Here is a 23,451-nt window from a genome sequence, read left to right as displayed (position 1 = left end):
AGGATCAGGAGCGCGCTCTGGCTCCGGCTGAGCGCGACCAGAACAGCCAGATCAGCAATTGCAAACCAATGGCCAATGCGCCGTTGGCAAACAGGGCCTGACGCACGCCGAGCAGGCTGACGGACAGCCCGGTGAGCAATCCACCCAAGGCCATGCCGCCGCGCATGACCAGCATGAACAGGCTGACACTCTGGCCACGCACTTCCGCCTGCGCGGCGGACTGCAGCAAGGTGTTGGCGGATGTGTTGCTAAGCGTCATGGCAAAGCCCGCGCAGGCGAACAGCAGCGCCAACTCCCAGGGTGACGTGCATTGCGAAGCCAGCATGACCACCAGGCCGTAAGCAATGGCAAAGCCGGTGCTGATGGCGCGCCGGTCGCGCTGGGCGTCCAGCCCCAGCAGTGCGATGGCGCCCAGCAAACCGCCTACACCAAAGGCCCCGACCGCCATGCTGAAGTGGCTCACATCCCCATGCATGGCCTGCTGCACCAGCACCGGACAGAACACCACAATCGGCGCGCACAGCACCGCCGAAACCAGCACGGTCGCCAGCGCTGAGCGCAACAGCGGCTGGGCCAGGACGGCGCGCACATTGCCCACCATGCGCAGCCAGGCAAAACCAGAAGAAGCGTTGGCCCCATTGTTAGCAGGCGGCAGCACCCACAACGCCACCAGGATGAAAGGCAGGTACGACGCGGCGCTGACGCTGAAGGCACCCGCTGCCCCCATGCTGCCCATCAGCACCCCCGCAATTGCCGGCCCTGCGATGCGTGACAGGTTGAACTGGGTGGAGTTGAGCGCAATGCCGGTGGCGATTTGGCGCTTCTCCACGATGCTGGGAACGATCGACTGGAAAGACGGCATGGACAAGCCGTCGGTCACGCCGACCACCAGCGACAGGCCAATCACCATCCAGGGCTGCACCGCATGGAAATACAGCAGCAACACAATGGCCACCGGGCACAGCATCTGCACCGACTGGAAGCGCAGAATCGTCATGCGCCTATCCGCCGTATCGGCCAGCGCGCCACCCACCAGTGTCAGTACGAAGACGGGGGCCGCCAGCGCGAATGCATCCAGCCCCAGCAGCATGGGCGAAGCGCCCAGGCTGAGCAGCAGCCAGGGCTGGGCCACCTGTTGCGCCCAGGTGCCGATGTTGGAAAGCAGCGAAGCGCACCAGAAGGTACCGAAGCGCCGGGTGCGCAGCAGGCGCAGCGATTCACTGAAAGCGGTGGCAGACATCGCCCATTATTGACTTGCAGCCAGCCAGGTCCTGGCGGCGCACCCTGGGTAAAGACAAGTTGCGCGGCGGCTTTTCTTGTCCCAAGTCAAGGAGCGATGGCGACCAAGGCGTCACCATTGCTGCACGACAGGTAGTTGCGCGCCGCGCTGCCGGCTTCGCTTCCCACATCCATGACCAAGATCTCCTTTCCATCGAAACTGCGCTGGCGGCATATTGCTGCGGCCCTTGCCTTGCTGGCAGTCGTCTACTTTGCCGTCACTTGGTGGCTGGGCCCCAAGGTGAATGTGGAAACCGTGGTGCGACACGACTTTGTCCAGTCGGTGGTTGCCAGCGGCCATGTGGAAAGCCCGCACCGCGTGGACATTGGCTCCCAGATCACCGCAACGGTGACGCGTGTCCCCGTCAACGAAGGGGACAGCGTCACGGCAGGAACGTTGCTTATAGCCCTTGCCAACTCCGAACTGCAGGCCACCGAACGCCAGGCCGATCTGGCTGTCATCCAGGCACAGGGCAAACTGCGCCAATTGCAGGAGGTACAGGCACCTGTGGCGGAGCAGGCCTTGCGCCAGGCGCAGTCCAGCCTGGACAACGCCAACGCCAGCTACAGGCGCAACCAGGACTTGTTCAAGCAAGGTTTCATAGGTCAGGCGGCGCTGGACGACTCCCGCAAGGCGGCGGAGCTGGCCGATGCACAGTTTCACTCCGCGCAAAAGCAGTTGGAGACCACCGGCAAGTCCGGCAGCGATTACGCACTGGCCCTGAGTGCGGTGGAAGAGGCGCGCGCTGCGGCCGATGCCGCGCACGCACGCGCCAAGTACGCGTTGGTGCGGTCGCCGCTGGACGGCACCTTGATCGGACGCAGCGTGGAAGTGGGTGACGTGGTGCAACCCGGCAAGGTGCTGATGACACTGTCCCCCAAAGGCAAGACCCAGGTCGTGGTGGCCATCGACGAAAAGAACCTGCATCTGATCCGCTTGGGCCAGAAGGCCGTGGTGTCGGCCGATGCGTATCCGCAGCAGAAATTTGAAGCGCAGCTGGTGTATATCAACCCTGGCGTGAATGCCCAGACCGGTGCGGTGGACGTCAAGCTCGATGTGCCACAGCCGCCCGAGGTGCTACGCCAGGACATGACAGTCTCGGTCGATATCGAAGTGGCACGCCGCCCCCGTGCATTGATGCTGCCCGCCTCTACGGTGCGGGACGCAGAGAGCGCTGCACCCTGGGTATTGCGCGTGCAGGACGGGCGCGCCGCCAAGGTGCTGGTGCAGATCGGTCTGCGCAGTGGCAGCATGCTGGAGGCGCTGCAGGGCGTGCAGGAGGGTGATCTCCTGGTATCGGGATCGCCCAGCGTGAAACCCGGGGACCGGGTGCGCGTCGCCGCCACAGTGCATTAGGAGCCGGTGTGTTCACAAGCTGGTTGCCGTTTGAATGGATTGTGTCCATCCGCTTTCTGCGCGAGGGGCGGTTGCAGACTGTATTCATCATCGCCGGGGTGGCCATTGGTGTGGGCGTGATCGTCTTCATGTCGGCACTGCTGGCCGGTCTGCAAAGCAACTTCATCCGCCGTGTGCTGTCCACCCAATCCCACATCCAGCTGCTGCAACCCCAGCAGGTGACGCGCCCGCAACGCAACGGCAGCGATGCACCCAAAGGCCAGCTGGAAGGCGCCATCATCCAGCCGCCGTTGCAACAGGCCAAGTCGATAGACCAGTGGCAGGCCGTGGTCAGTCAAGTACGCGCCCTGCCTGGCATCAAGGTGGTGTCACCGGTGGCCAGCGGCTCGGTGCTGGCCGTGCGCGGCAGCGCCACCAAGGCGGTGACGGTCTCCGGCATTGAGCCTGACACCTACTTCCGCATCGTCGACTTCAGCGACAAGCTGGTACGCGGCAGTCTGCGATTGACAGGCTCGGACATCCTCATAGGCACCGAACTCAGCAACGACCTGGGCGTGGACGTGGGTGACAAACTGCATGTGACTGCAGCCAACGGCAGCACCTCCGCACTCACCATCACCGGCATCTTTGATCTGGGCAACAAGGGTGCCAACCAGCGCAGCACCTTCACTACCTTGCGCATGGCGCAAAGCCTGCTGGACATGTCGGGCGGCGTGACCAGTGTCGAAGTGACCGTCAACGACATCTACGCCGCCGAAGTTATGGCGCAGCGCATCGCAGCGGCCACCGGCGTGGAGGCCGACAGCTGGATCAAGAACAGTGCCCAATTCTTTGCCGCAGTGAGCGCGCAGACCACAGCCAACACGGCCATCCGCTTCTTCGTCGGGCTGTCGGTGGCTTTCGGCATCGCCAGCGTGCTGGTGGTATCGGTGGTGCAGAAGTCGCGCGAGATCGGCATTCTGCGCGCCATGGGCATCTCGCGCAGTCAGATCCTGCGGGTGTTCCTGTTGCAGGGTGGCCTGTTGGGCTTTGGCGGCTCGCTGGTGGGCTGCGCCATCGGTGCCACGGCACTCAGCCTGTGGCAGAAGCTGGCGCGCAATGCCGACGGCACGCCGCTGTTTCCGCTGGAGTTTGATCCCCAGCTCTTCGCGCTGGCCCTGGTGCTGGCCACGTTGACCGGCCTGTTGGCCGCCTATGCGCCAGCCCTGCGGGCAGCGCGCCTTGATCCGGTGGTGGCTATCCGTGGCTGAAGAAACCGTTGTCCATCTGCAGGGGGTACGCAAGGCCTTCAACCAGGGCACGCCTTTTGAGACCGAAGTGTTGCATGGCATTGACCTGAAGCTGCAGCGCGGTGAGTTCTGCGCCGTGGTGGGGCCGTCGGGTTCCGGCAAAAGCACCTTGCTCAACATCGTGGGCCTGCTGGACCGGCCAAGCTCCGGCAGCCTGCAGATCAGCGGTGAAGAAACCACGGTGCTCAACGACAGCTCGCTCACGCGGCTGCGTGGCCACACCATTGGCTTCGTGTTCCAGTACCACCATCTGATCACCGCCTTTACTGCGCTGGAGAACGTGATGATTCCCATGCTGGGCGCGGCCGGTTTCCCCAATCCGCAGATGCGCGAGCGGGCGCTGCAGCTGATCGACAGCGTGGGCCTGACGCAGTGGAAGGACAACATGGCCGGCAACATGAGCGGCGGCCAGCAGCAACGCGTGGCCATCGCGCGCGCCCTGGCCATGAACCCGGCTGTGCTATTGGCCGACGAGCCCACCGGCAACCTGGACACCAAGAGCGCCGACGCGGTCTTCTCGCTGCTGAGAAAGGTCAACCAGGAGCAAGGCACCACCATCCTCTTCGTCACCCACAACCCGGACCTGGCCCGGCGCTGTGACAAGACCATCCAGGTGGTGGATGGCATGGTCATCGAATAATGGCTAATCGTCGAATTGGCTCGGATCAGAGAGTTTGGACCGCTGACGGAAAAATTCCTCTTGAATTTTTCTGTAACGTATGGCCGCACTTGGCGTTTGCCATTTCCATTGAATGGCCTGGAATTCCGGTAGGGCGGCAAACTTGATCATCAATGCATCTATCCTCTTGATGGTTCGCCTCCCCCACTCTGTCTTGGGGCAGGAAAAGCCGAACTTCACCATGGCATTTCCGGCCACCGGTGCAGTGATGAAACCGGCGCTACGCAATTCCGGATTTCGATTTAACTGGTACGCAAAGATCGTGTCATATTCCAGAAAGTAGTCTCCACGTCCCAATGCAACCATCTTGAGCAAGTTGGAACCAGCGTCTGCTCTAAGGACTTCGTGGATGCCTGAGTTTGGACTGCGTCGACTTAACAATGCATCCAACACAGGACCATAGCTGCGTTTTTGCTCGATTAAGCCCTTCATGTCAGCTCTATCGAACAGCGTCGCAGGCAGGATCTCTCCGTTGGAGTTTTTTGCAAGCTTGGCAATGATTTGGGGACGGGCAATCAGTTGTGGCGGAGCCACCAGAAACGCAGGGGAGTGGTATGAAAATTTCGCCCGCTCCGGAGTGTTCACACTGCCTGCCAGGCAGCTTTCTACGCCATTACTTAAATTGGACAGCGCACGTGGTGTGCTGACAACCGTGAATTCGTGTTTGGCATCGGGCCACTCATCCATCAACATTTGAATAATGGCATCCATTGTCCCCGTGGTTGGTCTGCCGTTATCCAGCATCCATATGGGTGCGATATCCTGCACCATCCAGTTGATAGTTGGTAACTCAGTGGCATTGCCCATTCGCGGGCAGCAAAGTCCCCACGCAATCGCTCCGATCGCAAGCGCCATACGGCGACGCGACACATATTCCGAAGTGCCATGAGATTCTTTGGATTCTGGTGTGCGGGGCATGCCTGACCTACCTCCTCTGATTGAACGTGCGCCCTTTGCGGGGAAGAAAATCCAACATCTTCAACGTCGCAAATGGTGACAATCGATACACCGCCCCCAATCCCCGCATTGCAGAACTTCATGCAATTTGCCAACCACCTCCAACTTTCTGTGACTGACGCGAGGAGCCTGTGACGCTATGAATGTCTGCGCACAATTATTTTGATTTTCTCACTTCCTGTCTCAAAGTATCTGGAAGGTTTTACAAGTGCGTGTTCGTGAAGAACTATTCATGCATGCAGGCCTCGTCGGCACTGCGTTGCCTTTCACCCCGTGTGCAAGGATGTTCTTCAGGGCAGCACAAGGCCCTCAATGGAGACGCCCAACATGTCGGCCAGCACCTGCACCACCACGCGGTGGTCGTCACGCTGCGGCAGGCCGGAGATGGTTACCGTCCCCAGATAGCCCACGCCCCGCACCCGCACCGGAAAGCTGCCACCGTGGTGGGCATAGTCGCGCAGGGGTAGGCCCGACTGTGTTTGCAGGGTCTCCCCGTCCTGCAGCGCCAGCCCCACGGCATACGAACTGCGCTGCTGCAGTTCAGTGGTGTTGCGTTTGCGGCGGGCCCAGTCCGTGTTGTTGGGTGAGGTGCCCGGCATGGCGTAGAAGAAGACAGTGTCGCGGGCCAGGCGTATCTCTATGGTCACCGCCAGACTCTGCGACTCGCAATGCGCCTTGAGGGCGTTGCCCAGGTTCCACGCAACCGTGTTGTCAAAGGTTTCAAACTGCAGCAGCGCTTCCTGCCGGGCAATGATCGCCAGATCACGCGGCGCGTCGGTGGGTATGTCCATGGGGTGTGTGTCTCAGAGGATCAGAACGGCTCTGAAGTCATTGATGTTGGTGAAGGTCGGCCCGGTATGAACCAGCGTGCCAGCAGCATCGAGAAAGCTGGCGCTGTCGTTGCCGTCCAGGCACTGCAGGGCCGAGAGGCCGCGCTGCGCGCCCAGCGCCAGGGTCTGGTCGTTGATCCAGGCGCCCGCGGCATCGGCCTTGCCGTCCAGCCCATCGGTGCCGGCGGAGAGGGCGAGGATGCGCTGCACGCCCTTCTGGTCTTTCAGGGCCAGGGCCATGGCCAGAGCGAATTCGGTGTTGCGACCGCCACGGCCCTTGCCGCGCACGGTCACGGTGGCTTCGCCGCCGGAGATCAGTACACAAGGCGCCTTGAAGGGAACATCGTGCTGCGCCACGCTCAGGGCAATCGCCGCATGGGCCTTGGCCAGATCCCGGGCCTCGCCTTCCATGGCGTCGGAGAGGATGTGACACGCCAGCCCCAGACTGGCCGCCTTGCGGCTTGCTGCCTGCATGCCGTCCCAGGCACTGGCAACCACCGCGTGGGTGTTGGCAGCAAGCCGCGCGTCACCCGGCTTGACCGACTCCCAACGCCCTGCCTGCAGCGACTCCAGCACCGCCGGGAGATGGGTGATGCCATAGCGCTGCAGCACGGCCAGGGCATCGGCGCAGGTGCTGGCGTCCGGCAGGGTCGGCCCGGATGCGATGAGCGTGGGCTCGTCGCCGGGGATGTCGGAAATCAGCAGGGTGACCACGCGCGCCGGATAAGCCGCGGCGGCCAGGCGCCCGCCCTTGATGGCCGACAGATGCCGGCGCACGGTATTGATTTCGGAGATGGACGCCCCGCGCAGCAGCAACGCCTTGGTGATGCTTTGCTTGTCTTCCAGCGTGAGCCCATCCGCAGGTTTGGCGCACAGCGCAGAGCCACCGCCGGACACCAGGGCAATGACCAGGTCGTCGCTATGCAAACCGCTGACGGCCTGCAGCAGCGCATCACCGCCGCGCACGCTGCTCGCATCCGGTACCGGGTGGCTGCCTGTCAACACGCGGATGTTGCGCAGCGGGCGCGTAGCACCTTCGGGCACCACCACCACACCGCTCACGGGCCCTTGCCAGTGCGCCTCCACGGCCTGTGCCATGGCAGCGGCGGCCTTGCCCACGCCCACCACCACCGTGCGCCCCAAGGGCGGCGGCGGCAGAAGCGGCGGAATCACCTGCAGCGGATCGGCCGCATCCAGCGCGGCTCGGTAGAGCTGCATGAGCACATCGTGCGGCGCCATCTCAGCCCAGGTCATAGTCGATCACCAGCACATCCTCCAGATACGGCTTGAGGCGCTCCACAAAGGCCTGGTGTTGCGGGTGCGGGAGATAGTGCGCGCGTGCCGCGGCATCGACAAAGGTCAGCACGAAGGCGTGGGTGAAACCACGGTTCAGCCCTTCGGGGCTGTTGTTCTCGCCGGCCTCAAAGGCGCTGACGCCCTCGATCAACTTCGGCAAGGCGGCAAAGGCCTGGGACAGTTCCGCGATCACCGCCGCAGTGGCGCTGGCGTTGAACTTGAACAGGACGATATGGCGAACGGGTAGGGATGGTGTCATAGGCCGCACTGTACTGCCAGCAGCTGTTGCATGCGTGCCAGCGCCAGGTCGGGTTGCGCCAGCACGCCGCACTGGTCGGCCAGCTCGAACACGCGGGCGTAATGCGCAATGCCGCGCGATGCCTGCGCCCCGGCAGCCATGGAGAAATGGCGCTGATGTCCGTTGAGCCAGGCCAGGAACACCACGCCGGCCTTGTAGTGGCGCGTGGGCGCGCGAAAGATTTCGCGCGACAGGGCGACGGTGGGGTCCAGCAGTTCACGGTAGCGTTGCGTGTTGCCTGCTGCCAGCTCGCCCAAGGCCACGGCTGCCACCGGCGCGATGGGGTCGAAGATGCCCAGCAGCCCGTGCGAATGACCCTGCGCGTCGCCCGCGATCAGTTCGGCGTAATTGAAGTCGTCACCGGTGTACATCTTCACCCCCGCGGGCAGACGACGGCGCAGCTCGATCTCCCACTTGGCTTCCAGCAGGGACACCTTGATGCCCTCGACCTTGGAGGCGTTGGCACGTATCAGTGCGGTCACCGTGTCCAGCGCGGTGGGGATGTCACTGCTGCCCCAGTAGCCCTTGAGTGCCGGGTCGAACATCTCACCCAGCCAGTGCAGGATCACCGGCTTGTCGCTGTCCTGCAGCAGGCGGCCATACAGGCGGTGGTAATCATCGGCGGACCTGGCGGCACGCGCCAGGGCGCGGCTGGCCATGAGGATGGCGGTGCCGCCTTCGGCCTGCACCACCTCGAACTGCTCGCGGTAGGCGCGCTCGACCTGCTCCAGTGTCACCTCGGGTCCGGCTGCGAGCTGGTCGGTGCCGACGCCGCAGGCCAGATCGGCACCGGGCACGGTGCGCGCATGGCGGATGGAGCGCTGGATCAGCTCGCGCGCCACGGCCCAGTCCACCCCCATGCCGCGCTGCGCGGTATCCATGGCCTCGGCCACCTTGAAGCCCAGACGGTACAGGTGGTCGCGGAACGCCAGCGTGGTGTCCCAGTCCACCACGGGTGAATCGTCAAACGGGTTCTGCGTGGCACACGGGTTGATCACCACGTGGGATGCGGCATACACCGTGCGGTTGAACGCTGGCAGTGCGCGCGCCGGCGCGATGGGCTGCGCCTTGGGCGTGTAGGGCTTGAGACTGCCGTCGGCCTGGGGAAGTTGGAGCGTGTGTGTCATGGGAATGCGTAGCGTCAGAGTTTTCCGAGGATGTGGTCCGCCCCTTTTTCGGCGACCATGATGGAAGGGGCATTGGTGTTGCACGAGGGCACGCGCGGCATTACCGAAGCGTCCACCACGCGTATGCCTTGCAGGCCGATGAGCTTGAGGTCGGGCGTGACCACACTGTTGCGGTCCGTGGCCGGGCCCATCTTGCAAGTGCCCACCGGGTGGTGATCGGTCTTGGCGTGTTCGCAGGCGTAGCGGAACAGGTCTTCGTCGCTGCGCAGGTTCGCACCCGGCAGCACCTCGGCCTTGACGTAGCGCTGCAATGCCGGCTGGCTGAGGATCTCGCGTGCCAGGCGCAGCCCCTTGATGCCCATGGTGCGGTCATACGGGTCGGACCAGTAATTGGGGTCCAGCAGCGGCGCGGCAGACGGATCGGCGTTGGCCAGACGCACGGTGCCGCGCGAGCGGGGCCGCAGGTAGGCGGAGTTGAGCGTCACGCCCGAGTTCTTCATCTTGGCCACACCGGCTTCGATGCCCGAGCCCAGGCCCAGGTGGAACTGGATGTCGGGCGAGCGGGCGCGCTCCTTGGGATCGGCATACCAGAAGCCACCCGTCTCGAACAGGCTGGAGGCCACCGGCCCTTTCTTGAACAACAGGTACTGCAGGCCGGCCCAAGCGGCATGGTGCGGCTGGTTGTATTTGTCGTAAGTGTGGTCACCGGTGCATTCGGCAATCACGAACAGATCCAGGTGGTCCTGCAGGTTGGAGCCCACGCCGGGCAGATCGTGCAGCACCGGCACGCCCACCGTGCGCAGATGATCGGCCGGGCCTATGCCCGATTGCATCAGCAGCTTGGGCGAGCCCATGGCGCCGGAGGAAACAATCACCTCGCGATTGGCGCGCAATACGGTGCCAGTCCTGCCGCCGCCCTGCACCACTTCCACACCCACCACGCGGTCGGCCTCCATCACCACCCGCGTGGCCATGGTGTGCAGCATGACCGACAGGTTGGCGCGATCGCGCACCGGCTTGAGGTAGGCGATGGAGGTGGACGAGCGGCGCGCGTTGAGCTGCGTGAGCTGGTAGTAGCCCAGGCCACCCTGCGTTTCGCCATTGAAGTCGGGGTTGAAGGGAATGCCCAGCTCCTGCCCCGCCTGGAAGTAGGCCTCGCAGATGGGCAGCGGGCTGATCGGGTTGGACACGCCCAGCGGCCCCTGGTAGCCGTGGTAGCGGTTGGCAAAGCGCTGGTTGTTTTCGGCCTTCTTGAAGTAAGGCAGCACGTCTTCATAGCCCCAGCCGGTGGCGCCCTCCTCGCTCACCCATTCGTCGTAGTCGGCGGGCACGCCACGGGTGTAGAGCTGGGCGTTGATGGACGAGCCACCCCCTATGACCTTGGCCTGTGTGAAACGCAGCACGCGGTTGTTCAGGTGCTTTTGCGGTACCGTGTGCCAGCCCCAGGAACCTATGCCCTTGGTCATCTTGGCAAACCCTGCGGGCCAATGGAAGAACGGGTGGCCGTCGCTGCCGCCGGCTTCCAGCAGCAGTACCTTGATATGAGGGTCCTCACTCAGGCGCCGGGCCAGAACGCAACCGGCCGAACCGCCGCCGGTGATGATGTAGTCGAAGGAATCGGTAGTCATAGTCGTGGAAGGGAAAGGCCGCCGTCCACATGGACGACGCTGCCGGTACAAAAGCCCAATTTACCCTGCGCCAGGGTGGCAACGGCCTGAGCCACATCGGCGGGAAATCCCCAGCGCCCCATGGGCACCAGACCGGCAGCGATGCGTTCGTCGTACTTCTGCGCCACCGGGCCGGTCATGGGGGTCTTGATCACGCCGGGGCGCACTTCGAACACACCGATCCCATGAGGCGCCAGGCGCAGGGCAAACAGGCGCGTGAGCATGCCCAGCCCGGATTTGGACAGGCAGTATTCGGCGCGCTCGATGGAGGCCATCTCCACGCTCACCGACGACACGGTGACGATGGAGCGCGCATGGTCCGTCGTGGTGGCCAGCATGTGGCGGGCCACGGCCTGGGTGAGGAAGAAGGTGCCGCGCAGGTTGACGTCCAGCACCGTGTCAAAGGACTGGGGCGTGACCTCCAGCAGGTCACCCCGCGCGGGGGATGGAATGCCCGCGTTGTTGACCAGGCAGCTGATGGGACCGCCCCACTGCGCAATGCGCTCCACCAGTGCGGCGTGGCCCTGCACATCACCCAGATCAGACGCAAAGAAAGAGGCCTGCACACCCTGGCTGCGCACCGCCTGCAGCACCTCCTGCGAGCCCTCGGCATCGATGTCGGTGATGGCAACGTGGAAGCCGCGCTGTGCGAACTCCAGCGCAATGCCGGCACCTATGCCCCGGCGCGCGCCGGTCACCACCACCAGGGGTTTTGCGTCCGTCATGCCAGGACCTTTTCACGGATGTGGTTGCCGACGCGCAAAGCCTGTGCGGCCACGGTCAGCGCCGGGTTGACCGCCGCGGAGGACGGGAAGAAGCTGGAGTCCATCACAAACAGGTTGTCGTGGTCCCAGGCCCTGCAGAAAGGGTCCAGCGCCGAGGTCTGCGGGTCATTGCCAAAGCGAATGGTTCCGCACTGGTGCGACACCACGTCGGTCCCGAAAGGCGCGGACAGCACCACCGGGTAGCCGGTGGCGCGCAGTATGGATTTGCACTTGGCCACCCAGCGCCTGTGGGTTTGCAAGTTGCTGCGGTGCCAGTGCAGGTTGATGGCGCCATCCGGGCGCAGGGTCACGCGACTTTCGGGATGCGGCAGGTCCTCGCTCTGCGCATACCAGTCCACGCTGCGCTGCGCCAGCGCGTGGCGGATGAAGCGGGGCACATGGCCCAGGGCGCCGCGCAGCATGGGCTCCTTGATCTTGCCCAGCAGCTGCAGGCTGCCCAGCGGGGTGTCGCCCTCGCCTTCGCCGAAGTAGTAGTCGTGCACCGCCAGCGTCTTGGGAAAATGGGTGGTGTTGATCTTCCAGGGGTGCACCGCCATCAGTGCGCTGGTGTTGTGCGTCATGTAGTGGCGCCCGACCACGTCGGAGCTGTTGGCCAGGCCGCGCGGGTTGTGCGCATTGGCCGAGCGCAGCAGCAGCGCTGCCGAGTTGATGGCACCGGCGCTCAGCACAAAGGTGTTGGCAACGATGCGCTGGCGCACGCCGCCCACCACCACCACGGCCGCGACGATGCGCCGACCCGTGGCATCGGTCTCCAGCGTTTCCACCAACGCATCGGTCATGAGTTCCACATTGGCGCTGCGGCAAGCGGGCTGGATCAGACGGGTTTCGGCATCGCCCTTGGCATTGATCTGGCAGGGAAAGGCATCGCAATTGGCGCAGCGCTGGCAACGGCCACCGGGGCCGAAATCCACCGCACTGGGCATGGGAAACGGTTGCAGACCCTGCGCGCGCAAGCGCTGTGCGATGGCATCAATCACCGGCTCATGCGGAATGGGCGGGTGCGCATAGCCACTGGAGCGGGGCGGCTCCGATGGGTCGGCCCCTGCCTGGCCGCGCACGCCAAACAGCTGCTCGGCTTTGCCGTACCAGGGCTCCAGGTCCTGGTAGCCAATCGGCCATGCGGGTGAGACGCCTTCGGGGTGCCGGACTTCCTCGAAATCGCGCGCACGGAAGCGGAACATGGCGGTGCCATAGAACTTGGTGCTGCCGCCCACGAAATAGAACATGCCGGGCCGGAACGGCCGCTCGTCCGCCCACCAGGTTTCACTGGTGTGGTAGCGGTGCTCGCAGAACACCGCCACCGGGTCCCAGTTCTGCGGCTCGCGCGGCAGGGTCGGGCCGCGCTCCAGAATCAGCACCTTGGCATTGCTGCCGGCCAGCTGCAGCGCCACTGCGCCGCCGCCCACACCGGACCCCACAATGACCACGTCATAAGCCTTCATGGCACGTCTTTCAGGCAATCAGTGTTTCGGACTTGGCGTCAAAGCACACCAGCTTGGTCAGGTCCACGGTGAACTGGGTCTCCTTGCCTATGCCCAGGGCAACGTCCGGGTCCAGGGTGGCTGTGAACTCATGTCCGCCGAAGTTCAACAGCGCCAGTGTCTCCGCGCCGGTCGGTTCTGTCACTTCGATCTTTGCGGTAAAGGCACGCTGCAGTTCCTTGTGGACCAGGTGCGGCGTGGGCAGGTTGATGGTCTCGGGGCGTATGCCGGCAATCACGTCCTGGCCCAGGTAGGGGCGCAGATAGGAGAACTGCTCGGACAGGGGCAGACTGATCTTCTGCGCGTCGCCCGTCTGGAACTCCAGCGCGACGACGCCGGCCTGCTCTGCCACGCGCGCCTTGGCCAGGTTCATGCGCGGCGAGCCCATAAAGCCTGCGACAAAGGTATTGGCCGGGCGGTTGTAAACCTCGTGGGGTGTGCCCAATTGCTGCACCACGCCGCCCTTCATCACGGCGATGCGGGTGGCCAGCGTCATGGCCTCGATCTGGTCATGCGTGACGTAGACGATGGTGGACTTCAGTCGCTGGTGCAGCTTCTTGATTTCGGTGCGCATGTCCAGCCGCAGTTGCGCATCCAGGTTGGACAGCGGCTCGTCAAACAAGTAGAGCTTGGGCTCGCGCGCCAGTGCACGCCCGATGGCCACACGCTGGCGCTGACCGCCCGAGAGCTGGCGCGGCTTGCGCTCCAGCAGATGCTCGATCTGCAGCAGCCGGGCCACGCTCTGGACCCGCTCGGCACGCACCGACTTGTCGACCTTGCGCATCTCCAGCGGGAACTGGATGTTCTGCGCCACGGTCATGTTGGGGTACAGCGCATAGGACTGGAACACCATGGAGATGTCGCGCTCAGCCGGGGCCACGTGGGTGATGTCCTTGCCGGCCAGCTTGAGCAGTCCGCCGGTGGGCTCTTCCAGCCCGGCAATGATGTTCATCAGCGTGCTCTTGCCGCAGCCGCTGGGGCCGACCAGCACCAGGAACTCACCGTCCTGCAGCGAGATCGACACGTCGTGAAGAATGTGGACCGGTCCGAAGCTTTTTTGGATGCTGACCAGATCGAGTGAAGCCATGTGTTACCCCTTGACGGAACCGGCCATCAGGCCGCGAACAAAATATTTACCAGAGACCAGATACACCACCAGGGTAGGTATGGCCGCGATGAAGGCGCCAGCGAAATGCACGTTGTATTCCTTGACGCCAGTGGAACTGCTCACCAGGTTGTTGAGTGCCACGGTCAACGGGAAGGACGTGAAGTCGCTGAAGGACGCGCCAAACAGGAACTCGTTCCAGATGTTGGTGAACTGCCAGATCACGGTGACCACAATGATGGGCGCGCTGTTGGGCAGCAGGATGCGGTGCAGCACACCAAAGAAGCCGGCGCCATCCATGCGGGCCGAGCGGATCAGCTCATGCGGAAAGGCCGCGTAGTAGTTGCGGAAGAACAGCGTGGTAAAGCCGATGCCATAGACCACGTTGACGAAGATCAGCCCCTTCACGGTACCGGCCAGGCCCAGCATGCCCAGCGTCTTGGCCATGGGAATGAGCACGATCTGGAACGGAATGAACACCGAGAACAGCATGGCCGCAAACAGCGCGTCGGCAAACTTGAAGCGGAACTGCGTCAAGATGTAGCCATTGAGCGCGCCGATCAGCGTTGAGATGACCACGGCCGGGATCACCAGCAGGAAGGAGTTGATGAAGTAGGGCTTGAGGCCCGTGGCCTGCACCCCGATCTGCGACTTGCTCCAGGCCATGAGCCAGGGCTCCACCGTCCACTGCACGGGCAGCGCCATCAGGTCGCCACTGCGGATTTCGTCGAGTGGCTTGAGCGAGTTCACCACCATCACATACACCGGCATGATGAAGGCAAACGCGGTGATGGCCAGGACCAGGTACAGCGCGGCGCGTGCGACCTGCTGAAAAAGCGTCTTATCCATGGTGGACCTTTCGCAGTTCGCTGTAGAGGTAAGGCAGCACCACCACGGCAATGCCCAACAGCATGAGCACCGAGCTGGCAGCGCCCACCGCCATCTCGTTGCGGGTGAAGGTGTATTGGTACATGAAGACCGAGGGCAACCAGGTGGAACGACCGGGCCCGCCGTTGGTCAGCGCGATGACCAGGTCGTAGGACTTGATGGCCATGTGCGCCAGGATCACGAAGGCCGAGATGAACACCGGCCCGAGTTGCGGAATGATGATGCGGTGGTAGATCTGCCAGGCCTTGGCGCCGTCCAGACGCGCGGCATTGACCTGCTCGCTGTCCACGCCGCGCAAGCCAGCCAAAAACATGGCCATGACAAAGCCTGTGGTCTGCCAGACAGCGGCAATCACCACGCAGTAGATGGCCATATCGGAGTCCTTGATCCAGCCGAAAGAGAAGTTGGCGAATCCCAAGGTGTGCAGTGTGTGCTCCAGCCCCACACCGGGGTCCAGCAGCCACTTCCAGGCGGTGCCGGTCACGATGAAGGACAGCGCCATGGGGTAGAGAAAGATGGACCGGAAGGCACTCTCGGCGCGTATCTTCTGATCGATCAGGATGGCCAGGCTCAGGCCCAGTGCCATGGCAATCAGGATGTACAGGCTGGCGAAGATCCACAGGTTGCCCAGCGCCACGCTCCAGTTTTCCAGCCCGAAGAGCCGCGTGTAGGCAGCCGTTCCGTTCCACTCCAGCACGGGCAATATGGTCGATGGCGTGAACGACAGGTACACCGTGAACATGATGTAACCGTAGACGCACACCAGCACCAGAAAGGCGCTGGGCGTGATCAGCAGCTTGGGTAGCCAACCAGCTTTCATTTGAATATCTCCATGTGTTTGCAGACCAGCGCCGGGCAGGGCCGCAGCCCCACCCGTGCGCGGCAACCGTGCGGCTTAGTTCTTGGCAGCCGATGCCATTTCGGCAGCAGCCTTCTTGGAGTCGATCTGGCCGTTGAACTGGCGTGTGATCACGTCGTAGAACGCGTTCTTGATGGACGCGGGAACAGCGTGGCCGTGTGCCATGGAGCCCACCAGGTGGTCGGACTTGTTGGCTTCTGCCAGATCCTTGATGGCCTTCTTGCCGCAGGCATCAAAGGCGGTGTCGGGCACATCGGTGCGTGCCGGGGCCGAACCCTTGACCACGTTGAAGGCGGACTGGAAGCCCGGCTCCAGGATGGCGGTGGCCAGCTTGTTCTGCGCAGAGACCTTGTCAGCACCCACCTTGAAGAGGGCAAACTGGTCGGCATTGAAGGAGACTATGCCTTGGGTGCCCGGTGTACGGAAGCAGGTAAAGTCTTTCATGGCCACTTTCTTGGCGCCCACAAACTCGCCCTTGGCCCAGTCGCCCATCATCTGGAAACCAGCCTTGCCGCTGATCACCATGCCACTGGCGACGTTCCAGTCACGCCCCGAGAAATCCTTGTCCACGTATTTGCGCAGCTGCGTCATGCGGTCGAAGGACTTGACCATGGTGTCGGAATTCAGGGCCTTGGAGTCCAGATCAATGAAGGCCTTCTTGTAGAAGTCCAAACCACCGGTGGCCAGCACCACGCCGTCAAACACAGTGGCTTCCTGCCAGGGCTGGCCGCCATGGGCCAGACCGATGAAACCGGCCTTCTGCACCTTGTCCAGCGCTGCAATGAACTCCTCCCAGGTCTTGGGCTCGGCGGTCACACCCGCCTTGGCCAGCACTTCCTTGTTGGCCCAGACCCAGTTGGTGGAGTGCACGTTGACAGGAGCGGCCACCCACTTGCCGTTGTACTTGGAGAAGCGTTGCAGCGCCTGCGGAACCGTCTTGTCCCAGCCCTCCTTGGCTGCGATCGCATTCAAGTCGGACAGCACGCCCTGCTTGGCCCAGTCCTGGATGTCAAAGCCCAGCATCTGCACGGCAGTGGGCGGGTTGCCGGCGGTCACGCGGGCGCGCACTGCAGTCATGGCCTGCTCGCCACCGCCACCGGCCACCGGCATGTCGTTCCACTTCACGCCTTGCTTCTCCAGGTTGCTCTTGAGCACACCCAACGCTGCGGCCTCACCGCCCGAAGTCCACCAGTGCAGGACTTCCACAGACTCCTCGGCCATCACCGGTGCCGCAAATGCTGCGGCAATCAACATACCCAATACTTGCTTTTTCATGCGATATCTCCTGTCAGTTTTTGAATGTGCGACGCCACTGAAGCGCACGCTGAGTTGCCACATCGTGGCGTTACCCACCTGGGCCCCTGCGGGTCCGGGTGAATCCGGTTGCATCAGCGCGGCACGTACCAGTCGGTACGCGCACCCAGATGCATTTGAAGGGTCTTGGTCTCGGTGTAGTCCTCGGTCGCAAAGCGGCCCAGCTCACGGCCTATGCCGCTCTCGCGGTAACCGCCGAACGGCAGCTCGGCATGGCCTTCCAGAAAGGTGTTGACCCAGATGGTTCCGGCCTTGATGCGCCGGGCCGCAGTCATGCAGGTGCTGAAATCCTGGCTCCACACCGCGGCCGACAGACCGTAGAGGGTGCTGTTGGCCAGCGCCACGGCTTCGTCCAGATCCTTGAAGGTGAGCACCGCCAGCACCGGGCCGAACACCTCTTCCCTGGCAATGGCCATGCCAGAGGTCACACCGGTGACGACCGTGGGCTCGATGAACATGCCACGACCCTGTATGCGCGCGCCGCCCAGCGCCACGTTGGCGCCGGCGGACTGGGCCGCTGCGACGTGGTGCAGGATGGTCTCCATCTGCTTTTCGGTGGTGATGGCACCGACCTGCACGCCGCTGATGAGCGGGTCACCGACCTTGACGTGGCGGGAGCGCTCGATGACGGCGGCGCTGAAGTCCTTGGCGATGGATTCCTGCACCAGGATGCGGCTGCCGCTGTTGCAGCATTGACCGGCGTTGAAGTAGATGCCGTACACGGCGGCATCCACTGCGGCGTCCCAATCGCAGTCGGCAAAGATGATCTGCGGGTTCTTGCCACCCAGCTCCATCGACACCTTCTTGAGTGTGGCCGCCGACTTGGCCACGGCCGCCTTGCCCACGGCGGTAGAGCCGGTGAACGACAGCATGTCCACATCCGGGTGCGTGACCATCACGTCACCCACCACGCTGCCACGGCCCACCAGGATGTTCACCGCGCCTGCGGGCACACCAGCGTCGAGCAGGATCTGGCCCAGCATCACCGTGGTCCCGGAAGTCACTTCGGCCGGTTTCACCACCGCGGTACAACCGGCGGCCAGGGCAAACGGCAGCTTCTGGCTGACGATGAGGAACGGAAAGTTCCAGGGCGTGATCACACTCACCACCCCGATGGGGTCGCGCAGCACCACACCCAGGGTGTTCTCGCCCAGGGTGTTGTAGCTGTCGCCGTGCAGATTGCGCGCCAGCGTGGCAGCGTATTGCCACAGGTCGGCAGACCCTTCGATCTCGGCCAGAGCCTGGGCCAGGGGTTTGCCGTTTTCCAGCGTTTCCATTTCGGCCAGGGCGTGCTTGCGCTCCAGGATCAGGTCGGCTACCCGGCGCAGGATGCGGGCGCGCTCGGCGCCCTTCATGCGCGGCCAGGTGCCGTGGTCAAACGCCTTGCGCGCGGCAGCAATGGCGCGCTCTGCGTCGGCCACACCGGCCTGGGCATAGACGGCGACCAACTGGTCGTGCGCGGGGGACTTGCGTTCCAGGGTGCTGCCATCAGCGGCGTCAGACCATTGGCCGTCGATCAGCAGCTTGCCCTGGAACACGGGGCGATCGGTCAGGGTATTTGCGGTAAGGGGGGTGGACATGGTGCTATTTCCTGTTGCGGTGATTGGCGGATCAGCGGCCGGCGTAGGCGGCCTTGCGTTTTTCGGTGAAGCTGCGGATGCCTTCCTTGGCATCCTCGGTGCTGGCGGCCAGCGCGCCGGCCATGGCTTCGAGCACGGCGTCCCGGTCTTCGCCGGTGGCGGCGTTGACCAGTTGTTTGGTCAGTTGCAGCGAAATGGGGGCCTTGGTGGCCATGTCGGCGGCCAGCGCCTGCGCGCGCGCCATGAGCGCGTCGGCCTCCACCACTTCGTGCACCAGCCCGGCCTGCAGGGCCTGGCCGGCCGACAGGCGCTGGCCGCTGAGGGCCAGGTACTTGGTGTGGCTGCCACCTATGAGGCGCACCATGCGCTGCGAGCCGGACCAGCCCGGGCAGGTGGCGATGGATGCCTCGGGTAGCGCATATTGGGCGCCGGTCGTGGCGACGCGGATGTCGGCACTGATGGCCAACTCCAGTCCGCCGCCAAAGGCGTGGCCGTTGATGGCGGCAATGACCGGCTGGCGCAGCCGAGCCCACTGGTCGAACACCTGGTGCCCGCGCTTGACCCACTGGCGCCACATGTCCAGCGGTTCCAGCGCGGCCCATTGCGTGATGTCGGCACCCACGCAAAAGGCACGGCTACCGGCGCCAGTGAGGATGACCACGCGGATGTCGCGGTCCGCATCAATGGCCCGCGCATGCGCTTCCAGTTCATCCAGCATGTCCGGGGTCAGGGTGTTGAGCTTGGGTTCGCGGTTCAGGGTGACGATGGCCACCGCGCCGACGCGCTCCAGCAAAGTCCAGGTGTGTGTCATGCGTTACTTCCCGGGTTGGAGTTGCAGGCCCATGGGGGCATCGGTGAAGAGGGCCGCATCCATCACTTTCAGCGCAGGGCTCACGCGCAGTGCGACCTCGGACTGGTCCAGCACGTCGCGCTGCAGGTCCACGCCCGGCGCGATTTCGGTCACCGTCAGCCCGTCTTCTTCCAGGCGGATGACGCAGCGCTCGGTGACATAGGTGACATGCTGAAGGCGCTGGCGCCCCACCACACCGCTGAAGGTGATGTGCTCGCCCTTGCGCACGAACTTGCGCGTCTTGCCCTCTTTGAGAATGGTCAGCTTGCCGCTGCCTACTTCCAGTTGGGCGCCCGCGGTAAAGAAGCCCGAGAACACGATGTTGCGGGCGTGTGCCGTGATGTCCACAAAACCACCGCAACCTGCCGTGAGATAGGGTTTGGCGCCCAGCTTGGAGACATTGACGCTGCCGTTTTCATCCACCTGCAAAAAGGACAGCAAGGTGGTGTCAAAGCCTGCGCCCTGGAAGTAGGTGAACTGGTTGCTGGAGGCCATGATGGCATCCGCATTGGAGGCGCAGCCAAAGGCAAAGCCCAGCAGCGGCATGCCGCCCACGGCGCCCTGCTCGATGGCCCAGGTCACGGCGCCGTGCAGGCCCTCCTCCAGCAGGATGCGCGGCACGTTGGCGGAGATGCCAAAGCCCAGGTTCACGGCGGTGCCGTCCCGGAGTTCCAGCGCGGCGCGGCGTGCGATGACTTTCTCGGCGCTGAAGGGCTGAATCTCGAAGGTACTCAGCGGCTGCAGTATTTCGCCGCTGATGGCGGGGTCGTACACCGTCTGCGTGGTCTGCCACTGATCGGGGTCCACCACGATGTAGTCCACCAGATTGCAGGGAACATGCACGTCGTGCGGACGCAGGCTGCCTTCCTTGACTACGCGCTTGACCTGGGCGATCACGACGCCGCCGTTGTTGCGGGCAGCCAGCGCCTGATCCAGGCCGCCCAGCAGCGCGCCTTCGTGCTCGTAGGTGAGGTTGCCTTTTTCATCGGCCGTGGTGGCGCGGATGATGGCGACGCGCGGGACGATGGCCGGGAAGTAGAGCCAATCCTGACCATCGAAGTGTTCCCTGCGTACCACCGGGCTCGCGGCGGCCTTCTCGTTCATGGCGCAGCCTTGCTGGGCCGGGTCCACAAAGGTACCCACGCCCACCTGCGTGAGCACGCCCGGACGACGCGCGGCGGCGTCGCGGTGCATGTCAAACAGGATGCCGCTGGGGATGTTGTAGGCCGCGATCTGGTTGTCGACAATCATTTTCCAGATGGCGGGCATGGGCAGCGAAGACGGTCCGCTGGGGTAGGAACCGGCCAGGATGCGGCTGAGCAGACCGGGTTTTGCAATGTGGTCTATGCCCTTGATGCCGTACATGTCGCCCGCAGCAATCGGGTTGAGCGTGGTGATATTGCGCGGCGCGCCCTCTTCGTCAAAACGCTCGCCAATGCCCTGGAGGACCCGATCCGGGCAGCCCAGGCCACTACTGGAGCTGATGCTGACCACATCGTTGTCATGTATCAGGGCGGCAGCCTGACGCGCGGAGATGACTTTGTTTCTCATGGCTGTGTTCATTCGATCGTGAGAGGGAGGACGCTCTGGCGGCTGCCGGTCTTGCAGGCGTCGAGCACGGCGAGCGCGCCCGCCAGCGACTTGACGCCATCCAGCGCCGTGGCCGCAGGCGCGCCGCGGCCCAACATGGCTTCGCAGAAAGCCGCCACACCACGTGCATACAGGCTTTGGTGGTCGATGGCGATGACCTGTTCGCCCTCGGCATTGCGCAGGATGACTTCGCCCACGGGTTGCTGGGTCATGACATTGCGTCCTATGAGCGACCCTGCTTCGCCGTGGTATTCCACACCAGTGCCAGCGTGCTTGACGGTGAACGCGTCGTGTACCTGCGCCAGCACGCCGTTGGCAAAGCGCAGCACGGCCATGGCACCGTCTTCCAGTCCCTGTTTGGCCATGGCGGCGGACTGGGACATGCCCACGACCTCCACCAGCTCGCTGTCCAGTGTGAAACGCAGGGTATCGATGTCATGCACCGTGATGTCCAGAATGACACCACCACCTGCCTGGGGCTTGTCCAGACGCCATCCCTGCAGGTGCGGCGGCAGATACACCGCGTGGAACACGCGCGCGAACAGAAGCTGGCCAATGGCGCCTTGGCGGATCAGCTCACGCATCTTGCGGTGGGTGGCGGCGTTGCGCAGGTGGTGGTTGGTGGCCATCACGACGCCCGCCTGCTGGCAGGCCCGCACCATGATCAGTGCATCTTCCGTGCTCAGCGCCAGAGGCTTTTCACACAACACGTGTTTGCCTGCCGCCGCTGCGGCCAGAACCTGGTCGCGGTGCAGCTCGTTGGTAGTGCTGATGTAGACCGCATGTACGTCCGGGTCGGCCAGCAATGCGTCCAAGGAACTGTAGGCGCGCGGTATGCCCAGGTCGTGCGCAAACTGTTCGGCGCGCGCCTGCTGGCTGCTCATCACCGCCTGAACGGTGTGACCACTTTGGGCACGGATGGCATCGACCATGTACTGGCGGGCGATGGTGCTTGCGCCCATGAGGCCCCAGCCGGTAGTAGCTACTTGTTGGTTCATTTTGCTTTTTGCCGTATGCTTATTGGAACGTTGCAACAGATGAATTATTGGAACGTTCCAAAGCATTTGACAAGTGTTAATTCAAGAACCTAGGGAAAACACCAATCCGCCATGGCTACCAGACCACCGAGCACGCGCACCATCACCATCGTCGATGTGGCTGCCGAAGCCAATGTTTCCAAGTCCACCGTCTCCCTGGTGCTCAAGGGCAGCCCTCTGATCAAGGGTGAGACGGCAGACCGTGTCAAGGAGGCGGCACAGAGGCTGGGCTACGTTTACAACCGGCGCGCCGGGGAACTGCGCGGCAACGCGTCCAACGCCATTGGCGTGGTCATCAATGATCTGATGAACCCCTTCTTTGCCGAGATCCTGGTGGGCATAGAACGCAAGCTGGTGGAAGCCGGTTATGTGGTTCTCATGGCGCATACGCGGGAAGACGTTGTGCTGCAGGACAAAGTGCTGCAATCCATGCGTGAGCAGCATGCCGCCGGGATCATGCTGTGTCCGGCACTCAACACGCCGCGCTCCATTCTGAAAACCGTCCAGAGCTGGGGCATCCCGCTGACCGTGTTTGTGCGCAATCTGGGGCCTGGAAGCTACGACTTTGCCGGCGGGGACAGCGAGCGCGGCGTCTACCTGGCCACCACCCACCTGATCGAGGCCGGGCACAAACGCATCGGCTTTCTGGGTGGCCAGAACGGCGTGGTGTTTACGCAGCGACTGTCCGGCTACAAGCAGGCGCTACAGGCCCATGGCATGGAATTCAAAGAGGAGTTGGTCATCCATGCCAACCCCAACCGGGAGGGCGGCCACCAGGCCATGAACGCCTTGCTGGCCGTCACCCCACCCGTTACCGCAGCGGTGGGCTACAACGACATCGTGGCCTTTGGCGCTTTGTCGGCACTAGGCGAAAAAGGACTGCGGGCCGGCTCCGATATCGCCCTGTTCGGCTTCGACAACGTGCTCGACTCCGCCCACTCCAATCCCCCCTTGAGCACGGTGGACATACGTCCCAGCGAGCTGGGCGAACAGGCCGCCGCCATCCTGCTGCAGCGTATTCAGAATCCGAATGCCAAGCGCATGATCTACACCTCGGCTCCGGAGCTGGTGATTCGCCAGACCGGCTGAACAAAGGGGTGTGGTCCAGCGGCCCAAAGCGGACCATTTGGGCGATAGCCCCAGTCGCTTTACACCATTGACACGAACAATTAGCACTCTCTATA

The 23,451-nt window shown here is 63.5% G+C and carries 21 protein-coding genes; 4 read left to right on the top strand and 17 right to left on the bottom strand.

Annotation, left to right across the window (positions count from 1 at the left end; genetic code table 11):
* Positions 1-4: 4 nt before the first annotated feature.
* Positions 5-1,240, bottom strand: coding sequence for an MFS transporter (locus AAGF34_RS12360; protein WP_342620900.1), 1,236 nt, complete (start codon positions 1,238-1,240; stop codon positions 5-7).
* A 171-nt stretch (positions 1,241-1,411) separates the two neighbouring features.
* On the opposite strand from AAGF34_RS12360, the gene AAGF34_RS12355 reads away from it, so the two are divergent.
* From AAGF34_RS12355 to AAGF34_RS12345, 3 genes are read left to right on the top strand one after another with little or no spacing between them, the layout of a single operon-like run.
* Entirely contained in the window at positions 1,412-2,635 is a 1,224-nt protein-coding gene (locus AAGF34_RS12355; RefSeq protein ID WP_342620899.1) for an efflux RND transporter periplasmic adaptor subunit, read from the top strand.
* Positions 2,636-2,643: 8 nt separating this feature from the next.
* Positions 2,644-3,885, top strand: a complete 1,242-nt coding sequence (locus AAGF34_RS12350; RefSeq protein WP_342620898.1) for an FtsX-like permease family protein — start codon at positions 2,644-2,646, stop codon at positions 3,883-3,885.
* On the top strand, positions 3,830-4,564 hold the full coding sequence (locus AAGF34_RS12345) for an ABC transporter ATP-binding protein (RefSeq protein ID WP_342620897.1): 735 nt from the start codon (positions 3,830-3,832) through the stop codon (positions 4,562-4,564). The genes AAGF34_RS12350 and AAGF34_RS12345 overlap by 56 nt, the downstream gene beginning before the upstream one ends.
* 3 nt (positions 4,565-4,567) lie before the next feature.
* Here AAGF34_RS12345 and AAGF34_RS12340 read toward each other — a convergent pair whose 3' ends face one another.
* The 16 genes from AAGF34_RS12340 to AAGF34_RS12265 form a co-directional block, all read right to left on the bottom strand.
* Positions 4,568-5,521, bottom strand: a complete 954-nt coding sequence (locus tag AAGF34_RS12340; protein WP_342620896.1) for a TIGR02285 family protein — start codon at positions 5,519-5,521, stop codon at positions 4,568-4,570.
* Between the two features lie 329 nt (positions 5,522-5,850).
* Positions 5,851-6,351, bottom strand: coding sequence for a heme-degrading domain-containing protein (locus tag AAGF34_RS12335; RefSeq protein ID WP_342620895.1), 501 nt, complete (start codon positions 6,349-6,351; stop codon positions 5,851-5,853).
* A 12-nt stretch (positions 6,352-6,363) separates the two neighbouring features.
* The gene (locus tag AAGF34_RS12330; RefSeq protein ID WP_342620894.1) at positions 6,364-7,644 is read right to left on the bottom strand and encodes a glycerate kinase; all 1,281 of its coding nucleotides are present in this window, start codon (positions 7,642-7,644) and stop codon (positions 6,364-6,366) included.
* Complete coding sequence (locus AAGF34_RS12325; protein ID WP_342620893.1) at positions 7,631-7,945, bottom strand: Dabb family protein; 315 nt, start codon at positions 7,943-7,945, stop codon at positions 7,631-7,633. The genes AAGF34_RS12330 and AAGF34_RS12325 overlap by 14 nt, the downstream gene beginning before the upstream one ends.
* Entirely contained in the window at positions 7,942-9,111 is a 1,170-nt protein-coding gene (locus AAGF34_RS12320; protein ID WP_342620892.1) for a dihydrodipicolinate synthase family protein, read from the bottom strand. The genes AAGF34_RS12325 and AAGF34_RS12320 overlap by 4 nt, the downstream gene beginning before the upstream one ends.
* Before the next feature lie 14 nt (positions 9,112-9,125).
* Complete coding sequence (locus tag AAGF34_RS12315) at positions 9,126-10,739, bottom strand: GMC family oxidoreductase N-terminal domain-containing protein (protein WP_342620891.1); 1,614 nt, start codon at positions 10,737-10,739, stop codon at positions 9,126-9,128.
* Positions 10,736-11,503, bottom strand: coding sequence for a 3-ketoacyl-ACP reductase (locus AAGF34_RS12310; protein WP_342620890.1), 768 nt, complete (start codon positions 11,501-11,503; stop codon positions 10,736-10,738). Before AAGF34_RS12310 ends, AAGF34_RS12315 begins: the two co-directional genes overlap by 4 nt.
* Positions 11,500-13,005, bottom strand: a complete 1,506-nt coding sequence (locus AAGF34_RS12305; RefSeq protein ID WP_342620889.1) for a GMC family oxidoreductase — start codon at positions 13,003-13,005, stop codon at positions 11,500-11,502. Before AAGF34_RS12305 ends, AAGF34_RS12310 begins: the two co-directional genes overlap by 4 nt.
* A 10-nt stretch (positions 13,006-13,015) precedes the next feature.
* Positions 13,016-14,131, bottom strand: coding sequence for an ABC transporter ATP-binding protein (locus AAGF34_RS12300; RefSeq protein ID WP_342620888.1), 1,116 nt, complete (start codon positions 14,129-14,131; stop codon positions 13,016-13,018).
* A gap of 3 nt (positions 14,132-14,134) precedes the next feature.
* Complete coding sequence (locus tag AAGF34_RS12295) at positions 14,135-14,998, bottom strand: carbohydrate ABC transporter permease (protein ID WP_342620887.1); 864 nt, start codon at positions 14,996-14,998, stop codon at positions 14,135-14,137.
* On the bottom strand, positions 14,991-15,857 hold the full coding sequence (locus tag AAGF34_RS12290) for a sugar ABC transporter permease (RefSeq protein ID WP_342620886.1): 867 nt from the start codon (positions 15,855-15,857) through the stop codon (positions 14,991-14,993). The genes AAGF34_RS12295 and AAGF34_RS12290 overlap by 8 nt, the downstream gene beginning before the upstream one ends.
* A 75-nt stretch (positions 15,858-15,932) precedes the next feature.
* Positions 15,933-17,171, bottom strand: coding sequence for an ABC transporter substrate-binding protein (locus AAGF34_RS12285; RefSeq protein ID WP_342620885.1), 1,239 nt, complete (start codon positions 17,169-17,171; stop codon positions 15,933-15,935).
* Positions 17,172-17,284: 113 nt separating this feature from the next.
* Positions 17,285-18,790, bottom strand: a complete 1,506-nt coding sequence (locus AAGF34_RS12280) for an aldehyde dehydrogenase family protein (protein ID WP_342620884.1) — start codon at positions 18,788-18,790, stop codon at positions 17,285-17,287.
* A 31-nt stretch (positions 18,791-18,821) separates the two neighbouring features.
* Positions 18,822-19,601 (bottom strand): enoyl-CoA hydratase/isomerase family protein, encoded by a 780-nt coding sequence (locus AAGF34_RS12275; RefSeq protein WP_342620883.1) that lies wholly within the window; start codon positions 19,599-19,601, stop codon positions 18,822-18,824.
* A gap of 3 nt (positions 19,602-19,604) precedes the next feature.
* Positions 19,605-21,191: an acyl CoA:acetate/3-ketoacid CoA transferase gene (locus AAGF34_RS12270; RefSeq protein ID WP_342620882.1), complete on the bottom strand. Its 1,587-nt coding sequence runs from the start codon at positions 21,189-21,191 to the stop codon at positions 19,605-19,607.
* Positions 21,192-21,199: 8 nt separating this feature from the next.
* Positions 21,200-22,228, bottom strand: a complete 1,029-nt coding sequence (locus AAGF34_RS12265) for a Gfo/Idh/MocA family oxidoreductase (protein ID WP_342620881.1) — start codon at positions 22,226-22,228, stop codon at positions 21,200-21,202.
* Positions 22,229-22,339: 111 nt separating this feature from the next.
* Here AAGF34_RS12265 and AAGF34_RS12260 point away from each other — a divergent pair, with 111 nt between their 5' ends.
* Positions 22,340-23,356 carry a LacI family DNA-binding transcriptional regulator gene (locus tag AAGF34_RS12260; protein WP_342620880.1) on the top strand — a complete coding sequence of 339 codons (1,017 nt, stop codon included), beginning with the start codon at positions 22,340-22,342 and terminating at the stop codon, positions 23,354-23,356.
* The last annotated feature ends 95 nt before the right edge of the window (positions 23,357-23,451 follow it).

Origin of the sequence: Rhodoferax sp. GW822-FHT02A01 (assembly GCF_038784515.1) — a bacterium.
Taxonomy (GTDB): Bacteria; Pseudomonadota; Gammaproteobacteria; order Burkholderiales; family Burkholderiaceae_C; genus Allorhodoferax.
Note: the sequence above shows the minus strand (reverse complement) of the source record. Positions and strands in the feature narration are given on the sequence as shown.

Coding starts and splice junctions, on each gene's coding strand:
- AAGF34_RS12310 (WP_342620890.1), bottom strand. CDS start 11,503: ATGACGGACGCAAAACCCCTGGTGGTGGTGACCGGCGCGCGCCGGGGC.
- AAGF34_RS12265 (WP_342620881.1), bottom strand. CDS start 22,228: ATGAACCAACAAGTAGCTACTACCGGCTGGGGCCTCATGGGCGCAAGC.
- AAGF34_RS12330 (WP_342620894.1), bottom strand. CDS start 7,644: ATGACCTGGGCTGAGATGGCGCCGCACGATGTGCTCATGCAGCTCTAC.
- AAGF34_RS12335 (WP_342620895.1), bottom strand. CDS start 6,351: ATGGACATACCCACCGACGCGCCGCGTGATCTGGCGATCATTGCCCGG.
- AAGF34_RS12275 (WP_342620883.1), bottom strand. CDS start 19,601: ATGACACACACCTGGACTTTGCTGGAGCGCGTCGGCGCGGTGGCCATC.
- AAGF34_RS12305 (WP_342620889.1), bottom strand. CDS start 13,005: ATGAAGGCTTATGACGTGGTCATTGTGGGGTCCGGTGTGGGCGGCGGC.
- AAGF34_RS12295 (WP_342620887.1), bottom strand. CDS start 14,998: ATGGATAAGACGCTTTTTCAGCAGGTCGCACGCGCCGCGCTGTACCTG.
- AAGF34_RS12355 (WP_342620899.1), top strand. CDS start 1,412: ATGACCAAGATCTCCTTTCCATCGAAACTGCGCTGGCGGCATATTGCT.
- AAGF34_RS12340 (WP_342620896.1), bottom strand. CDS start 5,521: ATGCCCCGCACACCAGAATCCAAAGAATCTCATGGCACTTCGGAATAT.
- AAGF34_RS12315 (WP_342620891.1), bottom strand. CDS start 10,739: ATGACTACCGATTCCTTCGACTACATCATCACCGGCGGCGGTTCGGCC.
- AAGF34_RS12290 (WP_342620886.1), bottom strand. CDS start 15,857: ATGAAAGCTGGTTGGCTACCCAAGCTGCTGATCACGCCCAGCGCCTTT.
- AAGF34_RS12300 (WP_342620888.1), bottom strand. CDS start 14,131: ATGGCTTCACTCGATCTGGTCAGCATCCAAAAAAGCTTCGGACCGGTC.
- AAGF34_RS12270 (WP_342620882.1), bottom strand. CDS start 21,191: ATGAGAAACAAAGTCATCTCCGCGCGTCAGGCTGCCGCCCTGATACAT.
- AAGF34_RS12260 (WP_342620880.1), top strand. CDS start 22,340: ATGGCTACCAGACCACCGAGCACGCGCACCATCACCATCGTCGATGTG.
- AAGF34_RS12285 (WP_342620885.1), bottom strand. CDS start 17,171: ATGAAAAAGCAAGTATTGGGTATGTTGATTGCCGCAGCATTTGCGGCA.
- AAGF34_RS12345 (WP_342620897.1), top strand. CDS start 3,830: ATGCGCCAGCCCTGCGGGCAGCGCGCCTTGATCCGGTGGTGGCTATCC.
- AAGF34_RS12360 (WP_342620900.1), bottom strand. CDS start 1,240: ATGTCTGCCACCGCTTTCAGTGAATCGCTGCGCCTGCTGCGCACCCGG.
- AAGF34_RS12320 (WP_342620892.1), bottom strand. CDS start 9,111: ATGACACACACGCTCCAACTTCCCCAGGCCGACGGCAGTCTCAAGCCC.
- AAGF34_RS12325 (WP_342620893.1), bottom strand. CDS start 7,945: ATGACACCATCCCTACCCGTTCGCCATATCGTCCTGTTCAAGTTCAAC.
- AAGF34_RS12280 (WP_342620884.1), bottom strand. CDS start 18,790: ATGTCCACCCCCCTTACCGCAAATACCCTGACCGATCGCCCCGTGTTC.